Source organism: Plantactinospora sp. KLBMP9567 (genome assembly GCF_033446045.1).
GTDB lineage: Bacteria > Actinomycetota > Actinomycetes > Mycobacteriales > Micromonosporaceae > Plantactinospora.
Genome location: NZ_JAWQRR010000040.1, coordinates 83498 through 100132, shown reverse-complemented (window position 1 = coordinate 100132; position 16635 = coordinate 83498). Strand labels below are relative to the sequence as shown.

Sequence of the window (16635 nt, the reverse complement as noted above, 5' to 3'; positions counted from 1 at the left end):
ACTCGGCAACCGAGCGCGGGCGAACACCCGAGCCCGCCGCCGGTAGCGGAAACCAGGGCCGGGACGTGCGAGAGGTCCGGGCGGAGGTGTCGGCCTCCGCCCGGACCGGCGCCGACCTTCGGGTACGGCGGTCGCCGGGTGCCGGTCGCGTCCGCCCGACCCGGCACCCGGCCTCTCCGCCGACGGTCGGCGCATCGGTAACGCCTTGCGGATCAGCGCATCGGTAACGTCTCGCGGATCAGCGCTCCAGTAACGTCTCGCGCATCAGTGCGGCGGTCTCGGACGGCGTCCGGCCGACCCTGACCCCGACCGCCTCCAGCGCCTCCTGCTTGGCCAGTGCCGTGCCGGACGAGCCGGAGACGATCGCTCCGGCGTGCCCCATCGTCTTGCCCTCCGGGGCGGTGAAACCGGCGACGTAGCCCACCACCGGCTTGCTGACGTGCTCGGCGATGTACGTCGCCGCACGCTCCTCCGCGTCCCCGCCGATCTCGCCGATCATCACGATCGCCTCGGTCTCGGGGTCGTTCTCGAACGCCTGGAGGCAGTCGATGTGCGTGGTGCCGACGATCGGGTCGCCGCCGATGCCGACGCAGGTGGAGAAGCCGAAGTCGCGCAGCTCGTACATCATCTGGTAGGTCAGGGTGCCGGACTTGCTGACCAGGCCGATCCGGCCCCGCTTGGTGATGTCGGCCGGGATGATGCCGGCGTTGGACTGACCGGGACTGATCAGACCGGGGCAGTTCGGTCCGATGATCCGGGTCCGGTTGCCGGTGGCCCGGGCGTACGCCCAGAACTCGGCGGTGTCGTGCACCGGAATGCCCTCGGTGAGCACCACGGCCAGGCCGAGGCGAGCGTCGACCGCCTCCACCACGGCCGCCTTGGCGAACCGGGGCGGCACGAAGACCACCGTGACGTCCGCACCGGTCGCCTCGACCGCCTCGGCGCAGGTGTCGAAGACCGGGATGCCGTCGACGTCCCGGCCGCCCTTGCCCGGGGTGACCCCGGCGACGATGTTGGTGCCGGCGGCGACCATCCGGCGGGTGTGTTTGGTGCCCTCGGTACCGGTGATGCCCTGGACCAGCACCCTGCTCTTCTCGGTGAGGAAGATTGCCATGGCTGTCACGCCCCCTTGCCGGCGAGTTCGGCGGCGAGCCGCGCCGCACCGTCCATCGTGTCCACCAGCCGTACGCCCGGAAGCGCCGCCTCGGTGAGGATCCGCCGCCCCTGCGCGGCGTTGTTGCCGTCGAGCCGGACGACCAGCGGTTTGGTGATCGTCTCGCCCCGGGCGGTGAGCAGCCCGACCGCCGCGACGATGCCGTCGGCGACCGCGTCGCAGGCGGTGATCCCGCCGAAGACGTTGACGAAGACGCTGCGTACGTCGGGGTCGCCGAGGATGATCTCCAGGCCGTTCGCCATCACCTCGGCGGAGGCGCCGCCGCCGATGTCGAGGAAGTTGGCCGGCTTGACCCCGCCGTACTGCTCGCCGGCGTAGGCGACCACGTCGAGGGTACTCATCACCAGACCGGCGCCGTTTCCGATCACTCCGACCGAGCCGTCCAGCTTGACGTAGTTGAGGTCCTTCTCGGCCGCCCTGACCTCCAGCGGGTCGGTGGCGCTGACGTCGACGTACTGCGGGTGCCCCGGCTGGCGGAACCGGGCATTGTCGTCCAGCGTCACCTTGCCGTCCAGGGCCCGTACGCTGCCGTCGTCGAGTCGGGCCAGCGGGTTGATCTCGACCAGGGTGGCGTCCTCGGACCGGAACACGTTCCAGAGTCGGACGAGCACCCGGGCGACGTCCTCGCGTACCTCGTCGGGCAGGCCGGCGGCGGCGGCCAGTCGGCGCGCGCCGTCCAGGTCGAAGCCGTCGGCCGGGTCCACCCAGGTCCGGGCCAGCGCCTCCGGGTTCTCGGCCGCCACCTGTTCGATCTCGACACCGCCCTGCGCGGAGACGAGGGCCAGGAACGACCGGTTGGACCGGTCGAGCAGGAAAGACACGTAGTACTCGTCGACGATGTCGCTCGCCTCGGTGACCAGCACCTTGTGCACGGTGTGGCCCTTGATGTCCATCCCGAGGATCCTGGTGGCGACGTCCTGGGCGGCGTCCGGTCCGTCGGCCAGTTTCACTCCGCCGGCCTTGCCCCGGCCGCCGGTCTTGACCTGGGCCTTGACCACCACACGTCCGCCGATCTCGGCGGCGGCGGAGTGTGCCTCGTCGGGGGTGCTGGCGACGCGGTTCCGGCTGACCGGTACGCCGTGCTTGGCGAAGAGTTCCTGTGCCTGGTGCTCCAACAGGTCCACCGGGCCTCCCTTCTTCTCGACCTTCGGTGGGTTGCACTCCACCCGCCCGTGGGCGGTCCCGGACGGGCGGGTGGAGAGACGGGGGATCGGACCGGGCGTGGAGATCGGACCGTGGATGGGGTGCTGGGCAGCGGAACCGGGCTCTGGCCCGGGTCGATGGGTGGGTGCGGCACCGCCTGGGCCTCGCTGGCTCCGGCGGAAAACGTCCCGCTACCCCCTAGACACTCCGCTGTTACATGCGCCACGATATTGCCTACCCCATACGGTATGCAATCCCGATCAGGGGGCGGACCGGGCTACCGGTCCACGGCAACCGCGAACGGCAGGGCAACCGAGGTTCAGCTCCACGGCATGCAGTGCACGGCGGGGCGCGCACAGGAGGTTGGCATGGGTAAGGCACTGGAGGGCGTACGGGTCCTCGACATGACGCACGTACAGTCCGGCCCCTCGTCCACGCAGATCCTGGCGTGGCTGGGCGCGGACGTGATCAAGTTGGAGGCACCGGGCCAGGGCGACATCACCCGCACCCAGTTGCGTGACATCCCGGACGTGGACAGCCTCTACTTCACCATGCTGAACGGCAACAAGCGCAGCATCACCCTGAACATGAAGCACCAGCAGGGCAAGGAGGTCTTCACCAAGCTGGTGTCCGGAGTGGACATCCTGGTGGAGAACTTCGGCCCCGGCGTGGTGGAGCGGTTCGGCTTCCCCTGGGAGCGGCTACAGGAGATCAACCCCGGCCTGGTCTACGCCTCGATCAAGGGCTTCGGGCCGGGCCGCTACGCCAACTTCAAGGCGTACGAGGTGATCGCCCAGGCGATGGGTGGGGCGATGAGCACCACCGGATTCGAGGACGGGCCGCCGACCGCCACCGGGGCGCAGATCGGCGACTCCGGCACCGGTATCCACCTGGTCGCCGGCATCCTCGCCGCGCTCTACCAGCGCACCCGCACCGGGCGGGGCCAGCGGGTGCAGGTCGCCATGCAGGACGCGGTGCTCAACCTCTGCCGGGTCAAGCTGCGCGACCAGCAGCGGCTGGCGCACGGCCCGCTGGGGGAGTACCCGAACGAGACCTTCGGCGACGAGGTGCCGCGCTCCGGCAACGCCTCCGGCGGCGGCCAGCCCGGCTGGGCGGTACGGTGTGCGCCCGGTGGGCCCAACGACTACATCTACGTGATCATCCAGCCGGTGGGCTGGAAGCCGATCTGCGAGCTGATCGGCAAGCCCGAACTGGCCGACGACCCCGCCTGGAGCACGCCGCAGGTGCGCCTCAACAAACTCGACAAGGCGTTCGCGCTGATCGAGGAGTGGACCGAGCGGCACACCAAGCAGGAGGTCATGGAAAAGCTCAACGCGTACAACATCCCGTGTGGGCCGATCATGTCTACCAGGGAGCTGATCGAGGACGAGACCCTCGCCCAGCTCGGCTCGGTGGTCGAGGTCGCGCACCCCGACCGGGGGGCGTACAAGACCGTCGGCAACCCGATCAAGCTCTCCGACTCGCACGTCGAGGTGGAGCGCTCGCCGCTGCTCGGCGAGCACACCCTCCAGGTGCTCGGCGAGCTGGGCTACACCGAGGAGCAGGTCGGCGAGCTGCGTGCCGCCGGCGCCGTCTGAGCGGCCGGGCGCCGCGCCGGCGGCGTCCGGCACCGCACCGCCACCACCGGTCCCGTCCGACCAGAACCCGCACGTTCCCCGGCCGCCGGCCCCGCCGGCACCGGCGTTCCTGAAGGAGACGACGTAATGCCATCCAACGACAGCAGCTACGACCGCGAGGCCGTGCGGCGGGTGCTGGACCAGGCCGCTGCGGAGGGCCGGAGTTCGCTGACCGCTCCGGAGGGGCGGCTGGTGGTCGAGGCGTACGGGATCGCCACCCCGGGTGAGGGTCTGGCCGGCAGCGCCGACGAGGCGGTGGCGCTGGCCGAGCGGATCGGCCTGCCGGTGGTACTCAAGATCGTTTCGCCGGACATCCTGCACAAGACCGAGGCCGGCGGCGTGCTGGTCGGGCTGCGCACCGCCGAGGAGGTGGCTTCCGGGTACGACACGATCCTCGGCAACGCGCGGGCGTACAAGGCGGATGCCAAGATCGTCGGGGTGCAGGTGCAGCAGCAGCTCGACTCCGGCCACGAGGTCATCGTCGGTACGGTCACCGACCCGACCTTCGGAAAGGTGGTCGCGTTCGGGCTCGGCGGCGTACTGGTCGAGGTGCTCAAGGACGTCCAGTTCCGGCTCGCCCCGACCGACACCGAGACCGCGCTGTCGATGATCGACGGGATCGCCGCGGCCGAGATCCTGCGCGGCGTACGCGGCGCCGAGCCGGCCAACCGCGAGGTGCTGGCCGACCTGGTCGTCCGGCTGTCGAACCTGGTCACCGACTTCCCGGAGCTGGCCGAGGTGGACCTCAACCCGGTGCTGGCCACCGTCTCCGGCGCTACCGCTGTCGACGTGCGGATCCTGGTCGACCCGGCCGCCGCCGCCCAGCCGGAGCGCTTCACCGACGAGGAGATCCTGGCCAGCATGAACCGGATCATGCGGCCGGCCTCGGTCGCGGTGATCGGCGCCTCCGCCGAGGCCGGCAAGATCGGCAACTCGGTGATGAAGAACCTGGTCAACGGCGGCTACCAGGGCGAGATCTACCCGATCAACCCGAAGGCCAGCGAGATCCTGGACCGCAAGGCGTTCAAGAGCATCTCCGACGTGCCCGGCCCGGTCGACGTGGCGGTCTTCGCCATCCCGGCCAAGTTCGTGCCGCAGGCACTGGCCGAGGTCGGCGCCAAGGGCGTCGCCGGGGCGATCCTGATCCCGTCCGGGTTTGGCGAGACCGGCAACCACGAGTTGCAGGCCGAGGTCGTCAGGATCGCCCGCGAGCACGGGGTACGGATCCTCGGGCCGAACATCTACGGCTACTACTACACCCCGGAGAACCTCTCGGCCACGTTCTGCACCCCGTACGACGTCAAGGGTGGGGTGGCGCTCTCCTCGCAGAGCGGCGGCATCGGGATGGCGATCCTCGGCTTCAGCCGGGCCGCCCGGATGGGCGTCTCCGCGATCGTCGGGGTGGGCAACAAGGCCGACATCGACGAGGACGACCTGCTGACCTTCTTCGAGAGCGACCCGAACACCCAGCTCATCGCCATGCACCTGGAGGACCTCAAGGACGGCCGCTCGTTCGCCGACACCGCCCGCCGGGTCTCCAAGACCAAGCCGGTGGTGGTGCTCAAGGCGGGCCGCACCGACCAGGGCGCCAAGGCGGCCAGCTCGCACACCGGGGCGCTGGCCGGCAACGACAAGGTCTACGACGACATCCTGCGCTCCAACGGCGTGATCCGGGCCCCCGGCCTCAACGACCTGCTGGAGTACGCCCGCGGCATCCCGCTGCTGCCCACTCCGCAGGGCGAGAACGTCGTCATCATCACCGGCGCCGGCGGCTCGGGGGTGCTGCTCTCGGACGCCTGCGTGGACAACAAGCTCACCCTGATGGAGATCCCGCCGGACCTGGACGAGGCGTTCCGCAAGTTCATCCCGCCGTTCGGCGCGGCCGGCAACCCGGTGGACATCACCGGCGGCGAGCCGCCGTCCACCTACCGCAACACCATCGCGCTCGGTCTGTCCGACCCCCGCATCCACTCGCTGATCCTCGGCTACTGGCACACCATCGTCACCCCGCCGATGGTCTTCGCCGAGCTGGTCGTCGACGTGGTCGAGGAGTTCCGGGCCAAGGGCATCCACAAGCCGGTGGTCGCCTCCCTCGCCGGGGACGTCGAGGTCGAGGAGGCCAGCGAGCACCTGTACCGGCACGGGATCGTCGCCTATCCGTACACCACGGAGAAGCCGGTCGCGGTGCTCGGCGCCAAGTACCGGTGGGCACGTTCCGCCGGTCTGCTGGGCGGCCAACCGGACGGCCGCTGAGCAATGCACGACAGTTCCACCCGACCAGGCAGTTGGAGGGGCCACTAAGCGACACGGCGACCCGCTCCGCGGCCAAGGGTCAACGGACACCAGCGTCGGAACCGGCCCGTCCTCCGGCTCCGTACGACGTCACAGTCCCCAGGAGGTCCAGCGTGGACGCTTCGAACAGCCCTTACCCAACTCAGCCGACAAGCACCACCCCGGCGGCCGGCACCGCCGCGTTGCCCGAGCAGCGCGGCGGTACCCCGCCGGCCCCGCCCACCGAGGAACGGGTGTGGCGGGCCGGAAATCTCGAACCGATGCCGATCCGGGAGCTGCCCAAGGCTCCGCCCTCGATCCACCTGCTCGGCCCGACCGTGTTCCTCGTCGCGCTCGGTGTGGGCATGGGCGAGTCGTACATGTGGCCCCGGCTGGTCCTGATCTTCGGGCCGGAGATCCGGTGGCTCTTCCTGATCGGTGTCACCCTGCAGGCCTTCGTGATGCTGGAGATGGCCCGGTACGCGATGGCCACCGGTGAAAGCATCTTCTTCGGGGCCGCCCGGGTCTTCAAACCACTGATGTGGTTCTTCTTCAGCGTGGCGATCCTGGTCTACATCTGGCCCGGACACCTCTCCACCGGCGCCGCCGCCTTCGAGGAGGTGACCGGGATACCCTGGACCGTCAGCGCCTGTGTCGGGCTGATCCTGGTCGGCGTGGTGTTCAGCCTGGCAAAGGTGATCTATCCGCTGCTGGAGGGCCTGCTCGGCATCCTGATCGGCGTACTGGTGATCGGCACCTCGGTGGTCGCCTCGATCGTCGGGCAGTGGAGCGACGTCACCTCGACCCTCGCCGGGATGTTCCACTTCGGCTACCTGCCCAGCGAGGCGATGTCGGCGGCCTGGTTCCCGGTGATCGTCGGCGCGATCGCGTTCGCCGGCCCGTCCGGGATGCAGCAGATGTGGTACACGCTGCACCTGCGGGACTCCGGTGCCGGCATGGGCGCGCACATCCCGAAGATCCGTGGCCTGCGGCACGCGGGTGAGCAGGAGGAGATGCCGTCCCGCGGCTTCATGTTCGACACCGACAGCCCGGAGGAGATGAAGAAGTGGAAGGGCTGGCGGCGTTGGGTCACCTTCGACGCCCTGCTGCTCTTCTGGGGCGTCACGATGCTGGTCACCATCTCGTTCACGGTGCTGGCCCAGACCGCCGTCCGGGAGAACCCGGGCGTCGGGGACGTGATCCGCGACGGTGAGCGGGAGGCGGCGCTGACCGCGATGGCCGACGCGTTCGCCTCGGCCGGCGCGCCGGTGCTGCACGGAGTCTTCCTCGGCTTCATCGCACTGATCGGTCTCAACGCCACGCTCGGCCTCTTCGACTCGTTCTCCCGGGGCCAGGCGGACATGACCTACCACTTCGTACCCGGGGCCAAGCGGTTCAGCATGTCGAAGCTGTACGCCGGGTTCCTCTGGGGTGTCATCACGTTCGGCATCCTGATCCTGAACTTCGGTCCGGCGGACGGCCCCGGCGCGATCCTCGACGTACTGGCCTTCCTCTCCACCTTCGCGATGGGCGCGTACTGCGTCGTGCTGCTGCTGGTCAACAACCGGATGCTGCCCAAGCCGATCCGGCCGGGCATCGTGCAGAACGTGGTGATCGGGTTCGGCGCGGTGTTCTACCTCGGCATGCTGATCTACAGCCTGGTCCGCTTCGGCGTGGTCATCGACTGAGGCGACGGGAGGAGTTGTCATGATCAAGCGGAGTGAGGGAACGTCGTGACCGGCCATAAAGTACGCCACCTCGGTGAGCTCGCCCTGCCGGGAGCCGGCATCGGGGCGACCGCCGGGGTGGCGGCCGTCGGGCTCGCCCTGCTCGCCGGCCAACCGATCGACTGGGCCCTGGCCCACGGGGTGGGGCTCGGTCTGCCGCTGGTACTGCTCGGCGGCGGCTTCGGGCTGCTGCTGGGCGCCGGCGTCGCCTCGCCGGGCGTCTTCGCCCCGGCGGCGCTCTACTGGTTCATCGGGTTCCCGGTCGCCCGGGTCGCCCACGAGATGCTGGTCGGCCTGATGGTCGTCGGCCGGCCGGCACTGCCGCCCGACCTGCTCGGCTTCCTCGCCTACCAGGCGATCGTCAGTCTCGGGTTCGCGATCGGATTCAGTTGGCTGCACGAGCGGATCGCGCCGGGCTGGCTGCGCCGGGTCCGGCACCGCAACCCGGCGGCCGACCGGCTGTACGCCTTCTATCTCCAGCACGCCGAGGCGCAGTGGAAGGCCCGGGAGAGCCGTCGGCGGGCCCGGGCCGCCGGTCGGGCTGCCGGCCGACCGACCCTGTTCCGACCCAAGGGAGAGCTATGAACTTGCCGGTCTGGGTATGGGCCGTGACGATCGTCGGCTTTCTGGCGATGATCGCCTTCGACTTCTACCTGGTCGCCCGCAATCCGCGCGAGCCGGCCTTCCGGGAGTGCGTGGCCTGGGTGAGCTTCTACGTGCTGGCCGCGGTCGCCTTCGGGTTCGTCCTGATGGCGACGGCCGGGGTCAGCTACGGCGGCCAGTTCTTCGCCGGCTGGCTCACCGAGTACTCGCTCAGCGTCGACAACCTGTTCGTCTTCATCATCATCATGAGCCGATTCGCCGTGCCGCTGAAGTACCGGCAGAAGGTGCTGCTCATCGGCATCGTGCTGGCGCTGCTGATGCGGGGCATCTTCATCGCGGCCGGGGCGCAGGCGATCACCCGGTTCGACTGGCTCTTCTACCTCTTCGGTGCCTTCCTGATCTACACCGCGATCAAGCTGGTGGGGCCGCAGCAGGAGGACGAGTTCTCCGAGAACATCGCGCTGCGTACGGCGAAGCGGATCCTGCCGACCACCGAGTCGTACCGGGGCGCCTCGGTGCTGACCCGGGTGGACGGTCGGCTGATGGTGACCCCGATGTTGATCGTCATGGTCGCCATCGGCACCACCGACCTGCTGTTCGCGCTGGACTCCATTCCGGCGATCTTCGGGCTGACCCAGGAGCCGTACCTGGTCTTCACCGCGAACACGTTCGCGTTGATGGGGCTGCGGCAGCTCTACTTCCTGATCGGTGGCCTGCTGGACCGGCTGGTGTACCTCAGCAAGGGCCTGGCGTTCATCCTGGCCTTCATCGGCGTCAAGCTGGTCATGGAGGCGCTGCACCACGACGGCGTCGGCTGGGCTCCGGAGGTGCCGATCGCGGTCTCGCTCGGGGTCATTATCGGTACCTTGGCTGTCACCACCGTGGCCAGCCTGCTGAAGTCCCGGCGGGACCGGCTCCGGCGGCCGACCGCCGCCACGGAGGGGATGGAGACCGACGCCGTCGGTGCTCCGACCTCCGTGACGGCGGATCGGGACACGGTCTGAAGGTGGTCAGACCTTCGCCAGGTCTCCGTCGGTGGCGGAGGAGCCCCGGAGGAGCTGCTCGATCTCCTCGTCGCTCGGCCGGGCGGCCCGACGCTGGTTCTCCAGCGCGGCCGCCAGGCCGAGCCCGAGGGAGCGGCCGTCAGCCGGGAACCCGGTCGGCAAGGCCAGCCGGTCGGAGAGTCGGGTCAGGGAACGTGAGAACGTTCGCCAGGTGGTCATGACAGCATCACTCCTGCTTGTCGGTCTTCCCGGGAAACGACGCTTCCCGGGACCGTGCGCACCGGACCGGACGACATGAGACCGTCCGGGACGGTGGTCCGGCAGGACATCCGGGTGTGCCTGGTGGGGCCGGGCACACCCGGGTCGCCGGATCTTCCGCCGTCACGCCTCGTCGCGTGGCGGCCGGATCTATGTCCGTCGCCGGATCGATGACCGGCGGGGGTCGCCCGCGGCGGCCGGTGCGGGGCCGCGGGCTCGCGGCCCGGGCCATGGTGTGAACGGTACGCCGGCCTCTCCTGTGTGGAGCTACCCGGTGCCGTGTCACCACAAACCCTCGTGCTCGTCCTGTCCGGCGACAGGTCCTTGTTCGATGGCTCCAGGATACCGCCTTCGGTATACAAAAAACCGTTCTAGTGACCAAAGCCACCGCGTCGCCGACGGGTCCACGGCCAGCAGTTCGGCACCGGTGCGGGCCAGCCTGCCCGGAAAACGTCCCTGCTACCCCCTAGACACCCCGCTGTCACATGGTCCACGATTATTGCCTACCCCATACGGTATGCACTTCTGGAGACAGCGAGGGGAAGGACGTCGCTTCCCGTGCGCGCTCGCGCAGTGCCCGTCGTCGCCGTCGCCGGCCGAGCCAAACCCGACGATCGGTAGCAAAAATACATATTGTACGCAGAAGTCGCACGACGATGATGGAGGACTCTGATCATGACCATCGCTTCCCTCCGGGAGTCAGACGCTGGCGACCTCGTAGGTGCGCAGAAACTCACCGACGGGATCCATCTAGTCGTCGATGCGCTCAAGCTCAACGAGGTCGACGCCATCTACGGCGTCGTCGGTATCCCGATCACCGACCTGGCCCGCCTGGCGCAGGCGTCCGGCATCCGCTTCATCGGCTTCCGGCACGAGAGCGCCGCCGGGCACGCGGCGGCGGCGGCCGGGTTCCTGACGAAGAAGCCGGGAATCTGCCTCACCGTGTCCGCCCCGGGATTCCTCAACGGGCTGGTAGCCCTGGCCAACGCCACCGTGAACTGCTTCCCGATGGTGCAGATCTCCGGGTCCAGCGAGCGGCACCTCGTCGATCTGCAGCGGGGCGACTACGAGGAGATGGACCAGCTGGCGGCGGCTCGACAGTTTGCCAAAGCGGCATACCGCGTACACCGGGCGGAAGACATCGGCCGCGGCGTGGCCCGCGCGATCCGCACTGCCGTGTCCGGACGACCGGGAGGGGTCTACCTCGACATCCCGGCCGCGGTCCTCGGCGAGGTCATCGACGCGGACCTGGGCGCGGCGTCACTGTGGCGGGTCGTCGACCCGGCACCGCGTCAGGTACCCGAACCTGCGGCCCTGGACCGCGCGATCGAGCTGCTCGCCAGCGCCCAGCGGCCGCTCGTCGTGCTCGGCAAGGGCGCCGCGTACGCGCAGGCGGACGATCAGATCCGCCAATTCATCGAGCTCACCGGTGTGCCCTACCTGCCCATGTCGATGGCGAAGGGCCTGCTGCCCGACGACCACCCGCAGTCGGTGGCCAGCACCCGGTCCCTGGCCCTACGCCGGGCCGACGTCGTGATGCTCGTCGGTGCGCGCCTGAACTGGCTGCTCGGACACGGCGACGCACCGCAGTGGAACTCCGACGCCAAGTTCATCCAGGTGGACATCGCCAGCACCGAGTTGGACAGCAACCAACCCATCGCGGCGCCGCTCGTCGGTGACGTCGGCTCGGTGATGCAGGCCCTGATCGACCGGACCACACCCGGCCAGATCGCGGTCCCGACCCAGTGGCGGGACGAGCTCTCGGCCCGCTCCGCAGAGAACGTCGGCAAGATGGCCAAGCGCCTCAAGGCCGCCGAAACCGCACACCCGATGAAGTTCCTGGGCGCGTTGCAGGCCATCCGCGACGTCCTGCGGGAGAACCCGCAGACGTATGTCGTCAACGAGGGTGCGAACGCGCTCGACCTGGCGCGCAACACGATCGGTATGCGGGTGCCGCGACACCGCTTGGACAGCGGCACCTGGGGCGTGATGGGCATCGGCATGGGGTACGCGATCGCCGCCGCGGTCGAGAGCGGAGACCCGGTCGTCGCCATCGAGGGCGACAGCGCGTTCGGGTTCAGCGGCATGGAGCTGGAGACGATCTGCCGCTACGGCCTGCCCGTCGTCACGGTCGTGCTGAACAACAGCGGCGTCTACCGCGGCGACGATGCGTCACCGTCCGGGGACCCGGCACCGACCGCCCTCCGGGCCCGGCATGACCTCATGATCGCCGCATTCGGGGGCAAGGGCTATCGGGCGACGACGCCGGCGGAGGTCACTGCCGCGCTGCGCGAGGCCCTGGCACAACGCCAGCCCGCGCTCATCGACTGCGTCATCGACCCCACCGACGGAACCGAGAGCGGCAACATCGCCCACCTCAACCCCAAGGGCATCACGGTGCAGCGCTGAGGACGAGCGCTACTCCCGCACCCCACGGTGCGCGTCGATGACCGGACCGCACCGCCCCGTCGGCGAGGAGGGCGTAGAACATCCCGCTCGGGTGCCTGGGCCAGCCCACGCATCCTGAGCAACCAGCCGCCGCTTTCGACGAACCCGCGGTGCGGGTGGGCGGTCCGTCGATGCGCGACCGCTCGCCGTGGTACGCAAAGCGTCCCCCGCATCGTGGCCGGGCCGCCCGAGGTGCCGACTGACCGTGCGGATCCGCCGGCTCGGCTGAGTGTCGGGGTGCCTGGTCGGCGAGCGCCTAGGCGGCCCGACCTCGCATCCGGCAGGTCTGTAGACAGCATGCAGACCAATGACAGAGTGTCCCGGCGCAGCGTTGGTAGAAAACGGAGGCGTGGATCCCTATGTACACAGTTACCGACCCAGCTACAGGTGAACTGGTCGAGGAGATCGAGAACGCGACCGACGGAGAGGTCCGTGCGGCGATCGATCGCGTCCACCACGGGTACTTGTCGTGGCGGCGTCGGTCGGTCGCCGAGCGGGCCGAGATCGTGTCACGCGCGGCGGACCTGTTCGCCGAGCGCGCCGACGAACTGGCGGCGACGATGACCTTGGAGATGGGCAAGCGGATCAACGAGGGCCGCGGTGAGGTCGGCGTTGTCGTCGACATCTTCAGGTACTACGCCGACAACGGTCCTTCGCTGCTGGCCGACGAGCCGCTGGAGATCAGGGGTGGCAAGGCCGTCATCACCAAGAACCCCATTGGGCCGCTGCTCGGCATCATGCCGTGGAACTTCCCGTGCTACCAGATCGCCAGGTTCGCGGCGCCGAACCTGGTCCTCGGCAACACGATCCTGCTGAAGCATGCCTCGATCTGCCCCCGGTCGGCAGCCGCGATCGAGCGGATCCTGCACGACGCCGGGGTGCCTGAGGACGCGTATGTGAACATCTTCGCGTCCAGCGCGCAGATCCCCCAGATGCTCGCGGACCCCCGCATCCAGGGAGTTTCCCTGACCGGCAGCGAGCGGGCGGGCATCTCGGTCGCCGCCGAGGCCGGGAAGAATCTGAAGAGGGTCGTCCTGGAGTTGGGCGGTTCCGACCCGCTGATCCTGCTGGACACCGATGACATGGACCAGACGGTGAAGGCCACCGCGACTGCCCGGATGCGCAACTGCGGCCAGTCGTGCAACTCGCCGAAGCGGATGATCGTGCTCGCCGACATCTACGAGGAGTTCGTCGACCGCCTGACCAAGCATGTGGCCGAGACCTTCGTGCCAGGCGACCCCGGCGATCCCGCGACGAAGTTGCCGCCGCTGGCGTCGGTCGCGGCGGCCGACGAGGTGGCCGGTCAGATCGAGAAGGCGGTCCGGCAGGGTGCGACGCTACGCACCGGTGGGCGTCGTATCGACCGGCCCGGCGCCTATCTCGAGGCCACCGTGCTGACGGACGTGACCCCCGAGATGGACGCCTACTACGAGGAGATCTTCGGCCCTGTCGTGCTGGTCTTTCGCGCGGAGACCGAGGAGGAAGCGGTCGCGGTCGCGAACGACTCGCCGTTCGGGCTCGGCGCCAGCGTATGGGGCACGGATCCCCACCGGTTGCGCCGGGTTGCCGGGCAGATCGAGTCCGGCATGGTGTATCTGAACAGCGCCGGTGGGTCGCAGGCCGACCTGCCGTTCGGCGGGATCAAGCGCTCCGGGATGGGCCGGGAACTCGGCCCGGCCGGCATCGAGGAGTTCATGAACAAGAAATCCATCCGCCTGTGAAGGGGTGTCGACCGAGCCTTGGACACCGGCCCGCCGCAAACGCCGCACGTCCCGCCGGGATTCGACGGGACGTGCGGCGTGGCCGTCTGCGGGAGCGGGTCGGTGACCCCGACCGTTGACACCGGTCGGGGCCGCCGGCCCACCCTGCTCGGTGGTCGGACCTGACCCGTCAGCGGGGCCAGGCGCAGTGGATGTGCCGGTCGTGGCCGGCGTCGCCGGGGCCCAACACCTCGGTCGCGCCGTAGGCCCGGCAGGCGTTCTTGAACGCCTCGTTGAACGGGTTGCCCGGGACCCCGGCACCGTTGATGGTGTCGACGTCGAACGCCTTGCCGACGTAGTGCCGGGAGTTCTCGCCGTGCACGCCGCCTGCGATCGTGGTGACCCGGAAGTTGAAGCCGTCCAGCAGGTGCAGGCTGAGCATGCCGCGCAGCATGTCACCGTCGAGGGTCACGTTGGTCCTGCCGACATGGCTGTTGTCGCTGGTCTTGGCGGGCAGTCCGCTCGCGGTGTCCACGATGTTCTGCCGAGCCGTCGACGCCGGATCAGGATGGCCGCTCACATGGACGGTGAGCAGGTCTATCGCCGGGATGTCCCGGATCCAGGCCGCCGGGTTGTACGCCGGCAGGCCCGTGCTGAACACCCCCGACCCGATCGACACCGACAGGGTGGGGGTACCCAGGCCGTAGCACGGGGACAGGTAACGCTGCCCGACGGGCAGTTCGAAGCAGCCGCCCCAGGGCGCACCGTTCAACGTCTGCAGCGCCAGGTCGAACCCGATCTCCAGCTGGCGACCGCCGTCGTAGAGGCGCCCGTCGATCAGTACCGCGCCGATGCTGTACCCGTAGTAGTCGGAGGCGAAGGAGAAGGGAGTGGCAGCGGCGAGGACGGCACCGTTGTACCGGGCGCCGCTTGTCCGCTCGATCAGGTATGCCTGGCCGAAGCCGGCGAGGTAGAAGTTGCACACGACCTCCGCCAGGTAGTCGACCCGGGTCAGCGCGGTGCCGTTGGGTGTCACCAGCCGGCTGATGTACGGCGTGCAGATCGCAGGTTCCTCCTGCGCGCCGTCGACCATGCGTGGTGCCGGGCCGGTCTTCGGCCTGCCCAGGGTGATCCCGGTGCCGGCCGCTACCGAGGCGGTGGGACGCCGCCCGGAAGGCCGCATGCCGGCGTCCGGCGTCAGCTCCGACACACCGGGCCTGGCCGTGGCCGACCGGCCGGGCAACCTCGGCGCGTCGCTGTTCCCCACCACATCGGCGTGCGCCGGAACGGCGCTGCCGAACATTCCGACCAGGGCCAGCAGCACCACCAGCGCCCCGCCCCGGCGCAGCCTACGGCGTGCGGCGCCAGATCGCTGGCCGTCGCGTCCGATCACCGGTGCCGCGTCCGTGCGCTGTTCGGCCATCGAAGCCGGCCACGGTGGTGTGGTCGCCACCGCGCCAGCAGACACTTCCGGTGGCGGTTCGGGTGATCCGTCAGTCCGTGTCATGTTTCCTCCATCAGCAAGCTGCCTGTTGCCTGAGGCTGGCAGCCGGGACTGAAGGGTGACTGGACGCTGGCTGAACGCACTTGGCGCAGGGCTCGGAGCAGTTCCCGTGCAGCTACGGTCGGGTGGCGGTTAACCCCGGGTGAGGCTCCGTGCCCCGCGGAGACCCGGGTGAGGCTCCGTGCCCTGCGGAGATGGGTCGCCGGGCACGGAGGGGCTCTCCCTGCTGTTGCCGGTCAGCCCAGGGCTTCCCGCTCGGCGGCCTCCTTGCGGCGCTGGTGGTAGCTCTCCCGGGTCCGCTCGGTGTGCCGGCGCATCAGTTCACCGGCCCGCCGGCCGTTGCGGCTGGCGATCACCTCGATCAGCTCCGCGTGCTCGTCCCACGCCTCCCGCCCCCGGGACCGGGCGATCGGTGCGTAATACCACCGCACCCGCCGGTCGACCATCGCGATCAGTTCGGCGAGGACCTTGTTGCCGGACATCTCGACGACGTACGCGTGCAGGGCTGCGTTCGCGTCGACCAGCTCCACCTGGTCGTCGTCGCGCAGCGCCTTCTCGCCGGCGTTCTGCAGCTCGCGCAGCCGCTCCACCTGCTCCGCGGTGGCCTGCCGGGCGGCCAGCCGGGCCGACTCGGACTCCAGCAGGGTACGGGTGGCGAGGAGCTGGTCCGCCTCCTCCTCGGTCGGCACGTGCACGAAGGCGCCGAGTGCCGGGCGCAGATCGACCCAGCCCTCGCTCTGCAACCGTTGCAGCGCCTCCCGCACCGGCTGCCGGCTGACGCCGAGCTGGGCCGCGAGCTCGTTCTCGACCAGGTGCTCACCGGGACGCAGCTCGCGGTTGATGATCATCTCGGCGATGACGTCGTAGACCGCCTGGCGTAGCGGTGCGGGCCGTTCCAGGGGCTGTCGCGCGGCCCGTGGCTCGCGGCGGGCCGCGGTGAGTCGTCGTCGACCACCATTGGCGCCGGCAGGCGAGGCCGAGCCCCCCCATTCGGTCATGGACTACCTCCGGCTGCGATATCGATCGGGAGTGGCGATTCCTGGCTATAGCATACAGTCGCCCAGATGCAATCGTCGGCCCCGGGCCCGGCGGCAGCAATATCGCCGAGCGACCGGAGAAGCCGGCCGGCGCCGCGGTCGCGTCGGCGGGGTGGACGGCCCCACGGC

At 69.6% G+C, this 16635-nt stretch carries 12 protein-coding genes; 7 read left to right on the top strand and 5 right to left on the bottom strand.

Annotated features, from left to right (window positions below; all coding sequences use genetic code 11):
• Positions 1-238: 238 nt before the first annotated feature.
• Positions 239-1114: a succinate--CoA ligase subunit alpha gene (gene sucD / locus R6Y94_RS29845; RefSeq protein WP_318399263.1), complete on the bottom strand. Its 876-nt coding sequence runs from the start codon at positions 1112-1114 to the stop codon at positions 239-241.
• Positions 1115-1119: 5 nt separating this feature from the next.
• The gene (sucC, locus tag R6Y94_RS29840) at positions 1120-2298 is read right to left on the bottom strand and encodes an ADP-forming succinate--CoA ligase subunit beta (RefSeq protein ID WP_318399183.1); all 1179 of its coding nucleotides are present in this window, start codon (positions 2296-2298) and stop codon (positions 1120-1122) included.
• A 387-nt stretch (positions 2299-2685) separates the two neighbouring features.
• Between sucC and frc the strand changes: the two genes are divergently transcribed.
• The 5 genes from frc to R6Y94_RS29815 all read left to right on the top strand — a co-directional run bounded on the left by frc (position 2686) and on the right by R6Y94_RS29815 (position 9559).
• The gene (gene frc / locus R6Y94_RS29835) at positions 2686-3915 is read left to right on the top strand and encodes a formyl-CoA transferase (protein ID WP_318399182.1); all 1230 of its coding nucleotides are present in this window, start codon (positions 2686-2688) and stop codon (positions 3913-3915) included.
• 126 nt (positions 3916-4041) lie between these two features.
• A complete protein-coding gene (locus tag R6Y94_RS29830) occupies positions 4042-6207 on the top strand; it encodes an acetate--CoA ligase family protein (RefSeq protein ID WP_318399181.1) in 2166 nt (721 codons plus the stop codon).
• Between the two features lie 152 nt (positions 6208-6359).
• The gene (locus tag R6Y94_RS29825) at positions 6360-7913 is read left to right on the top strand and encodes an Nramp family divalent metal transporter (RefSeq protein ID WP_318399180.1); all 1554 of its coding nucleotides are present in this window, start codon (positions 6360-6362) and stop codon (positions 7911-7913) included.
• 45 nt (positions 7914-7958) lie between these two features.
• Positions 7959-8537, top strand: a complete 579-nt coding sequence (locus tag R6Y94_RS29820) for a hypothetical protein (protein ID WP_318399179.1) — start codon at positions 7959-7961, stop codon at positions 8535-8537.
• A complete protein-coding gene (locus R6Y94_RS29815) occupies positions 8534-9559 on the top strand; it encodes a TerC family protein (RefSeq protein WP_318399178.1) in 1026 nt (341 codons plus the stop codon). The genes R6Y94_RS29820 and R6Y94_RS29815 overlap by 4 nt, the downstream gene beginning before the upstream one ends.
• A 6-nt stretch (positions 9560-9565) precedes the next feature.
• Here the strand turns inward: R6Y94_RS29815 and R6Y94_RS29810 are convergent, their stop codons facing one another.
• Complete coding sequence (locus tag R6Y94_RS29810) at positions 9566-9778, bottom strand: hypothetical protein (protein ID WP_318399177.1); 213 nt, start codon at positions 9776-9778, stop codon at positions 9566-9568.
• A 714-nt stretch (positions 9779-10492) separates the two neighbouring features.
• Here R6Y94_RS29810 and oxc point away from each other — a divergent pair.
• Both oxc and R6Y94_RS29800 read left to right on the top strand, forming a co-directional pair.
• Positions 10493-12226: an oxalyl-CoA decarboxylase gene (gene oxc, locus R6Y94_RS29805; RefSeq protein WP_318399176.1), complete on the top strand. Its 1734-nt coding sequence runs from the start codon at positions 10493-10495 to the stop codon at positions 12224-12226.
• Between the two features lie 398 nt (positions 12227-12624).
• Positions 12625-13986, top strand: a complete 1362-nt coding sequence (locus R6Y94_RS29800; RefSeq protein ID WP_318399175.1) for an NAD-dependent succinate-semialdehyde dehydrogenase — start codon at positions 12625-12627, stop codon at positions 13984-13986.
• 169 nt (positions 13987-14155) lie between these two features.
• On the opposite strand, the gene R6Y94_RS29795 is transcribed toward R6Y94_RS29800, so the two are convergent.
• Both R6Y94_RS29795 and R6Y94_RS29790 read right to left on the bottom strand, forming a co-directional pair.
• Positions 14156-15388 carry a hypothetical protein gene (locus R6Y94_RS29795; protein WP_318399174.1) on the bottom strand — a complete coding sequence of 411 codons (1233 nt, stop codon included), beginning with the start codon at positions 15386-15388 and terminating at the stop codon, positions 14156-14158.
• A 317-nt stretch (positions 15389-15705) separates the two neighbouring features.
• Positions 15706-16467: a GntR family transcriptional regulator gene (locus R6Y94_RS29790; RefSeq protein WP_318399173.1), complete on the bottom strand. Its 762-nt coding sequence runs from the start codon at positions 16465-16467 to the stop codon at positions 15706-15708.
• Between the last annotated feature and the right edge of the window lie 168 nt (positions 16468-16635).

What these genes read in the sequence shown, in the direction of transcription:
- R6Y94_RS29830 (WP_318399181.1), top strand. Translation starts at nt 4,042, where the DNA reads ATGCCATCCAACGACAGCAGCTACGACCGCGAGGCCGTGCGGCGGGTG.
- R6Y94_RS29795 (WP_318399174.1), bottom strand. Translation starts at nt 15,388, where the DNA reads ATGGCCGAACAGCGCACGGACGCGGCACCGGTGATCGGACGCGACGGC.
- oxc (WP_318399176.1), top strand. Translation starts at nt 10,493, where the DNA reads ATGACCATCGCTTCCCTCCGGGAGTCAGACGCTGGCGACCTCGTAGGT.
- R6Y94_RS29790 (WP_318399173.1), bottom strand. Translation starts at nt 16,467, where the DNA reads ATGACCGAATGGGGGGGCTCGGCCTCGCCTGCCGGCGCCAATGGTGGT.
- R6Y94_RS29800 (WP_318399175.1), top strand. Translation starts at nt 12,625, where the DNA reads ATGTACACAGTTACCGACCCAGCTACAGGTGAACTGGTCGAGGAGATC.
- R6Y94_RS29815 (WP_318399178.1), top strand. Translation starts at nt 8,534, where the DNA reads ATGAACTTGCCGGTCTGGGTATGGGCCGTGACGATCGTCGGCTTTCTG.
- frc (WP_318399182.1), top strand. Translation starts at nt 2,686, where the DNA reads ATGGGTAAGGCACTGGAGGGCGTACGGGTCCTCGACATGACGCACGTA.
- R6Y94_RS29810 (WP_318399177.1), bottom strand. Translation starts at nt 9,778, where the DNA reads ATGACCACCTGGCGAACGTTCTCACGTTCCCTGACCCGACTCTCCGAC.
- sucD (WP_318399263.1), bottom strand. Translation starts at nt 1,114, where the DNA reads ATGGCAATCTTCCTCACCGAGAAGAGCAGGGTGCTGGTCCAGGGCATC.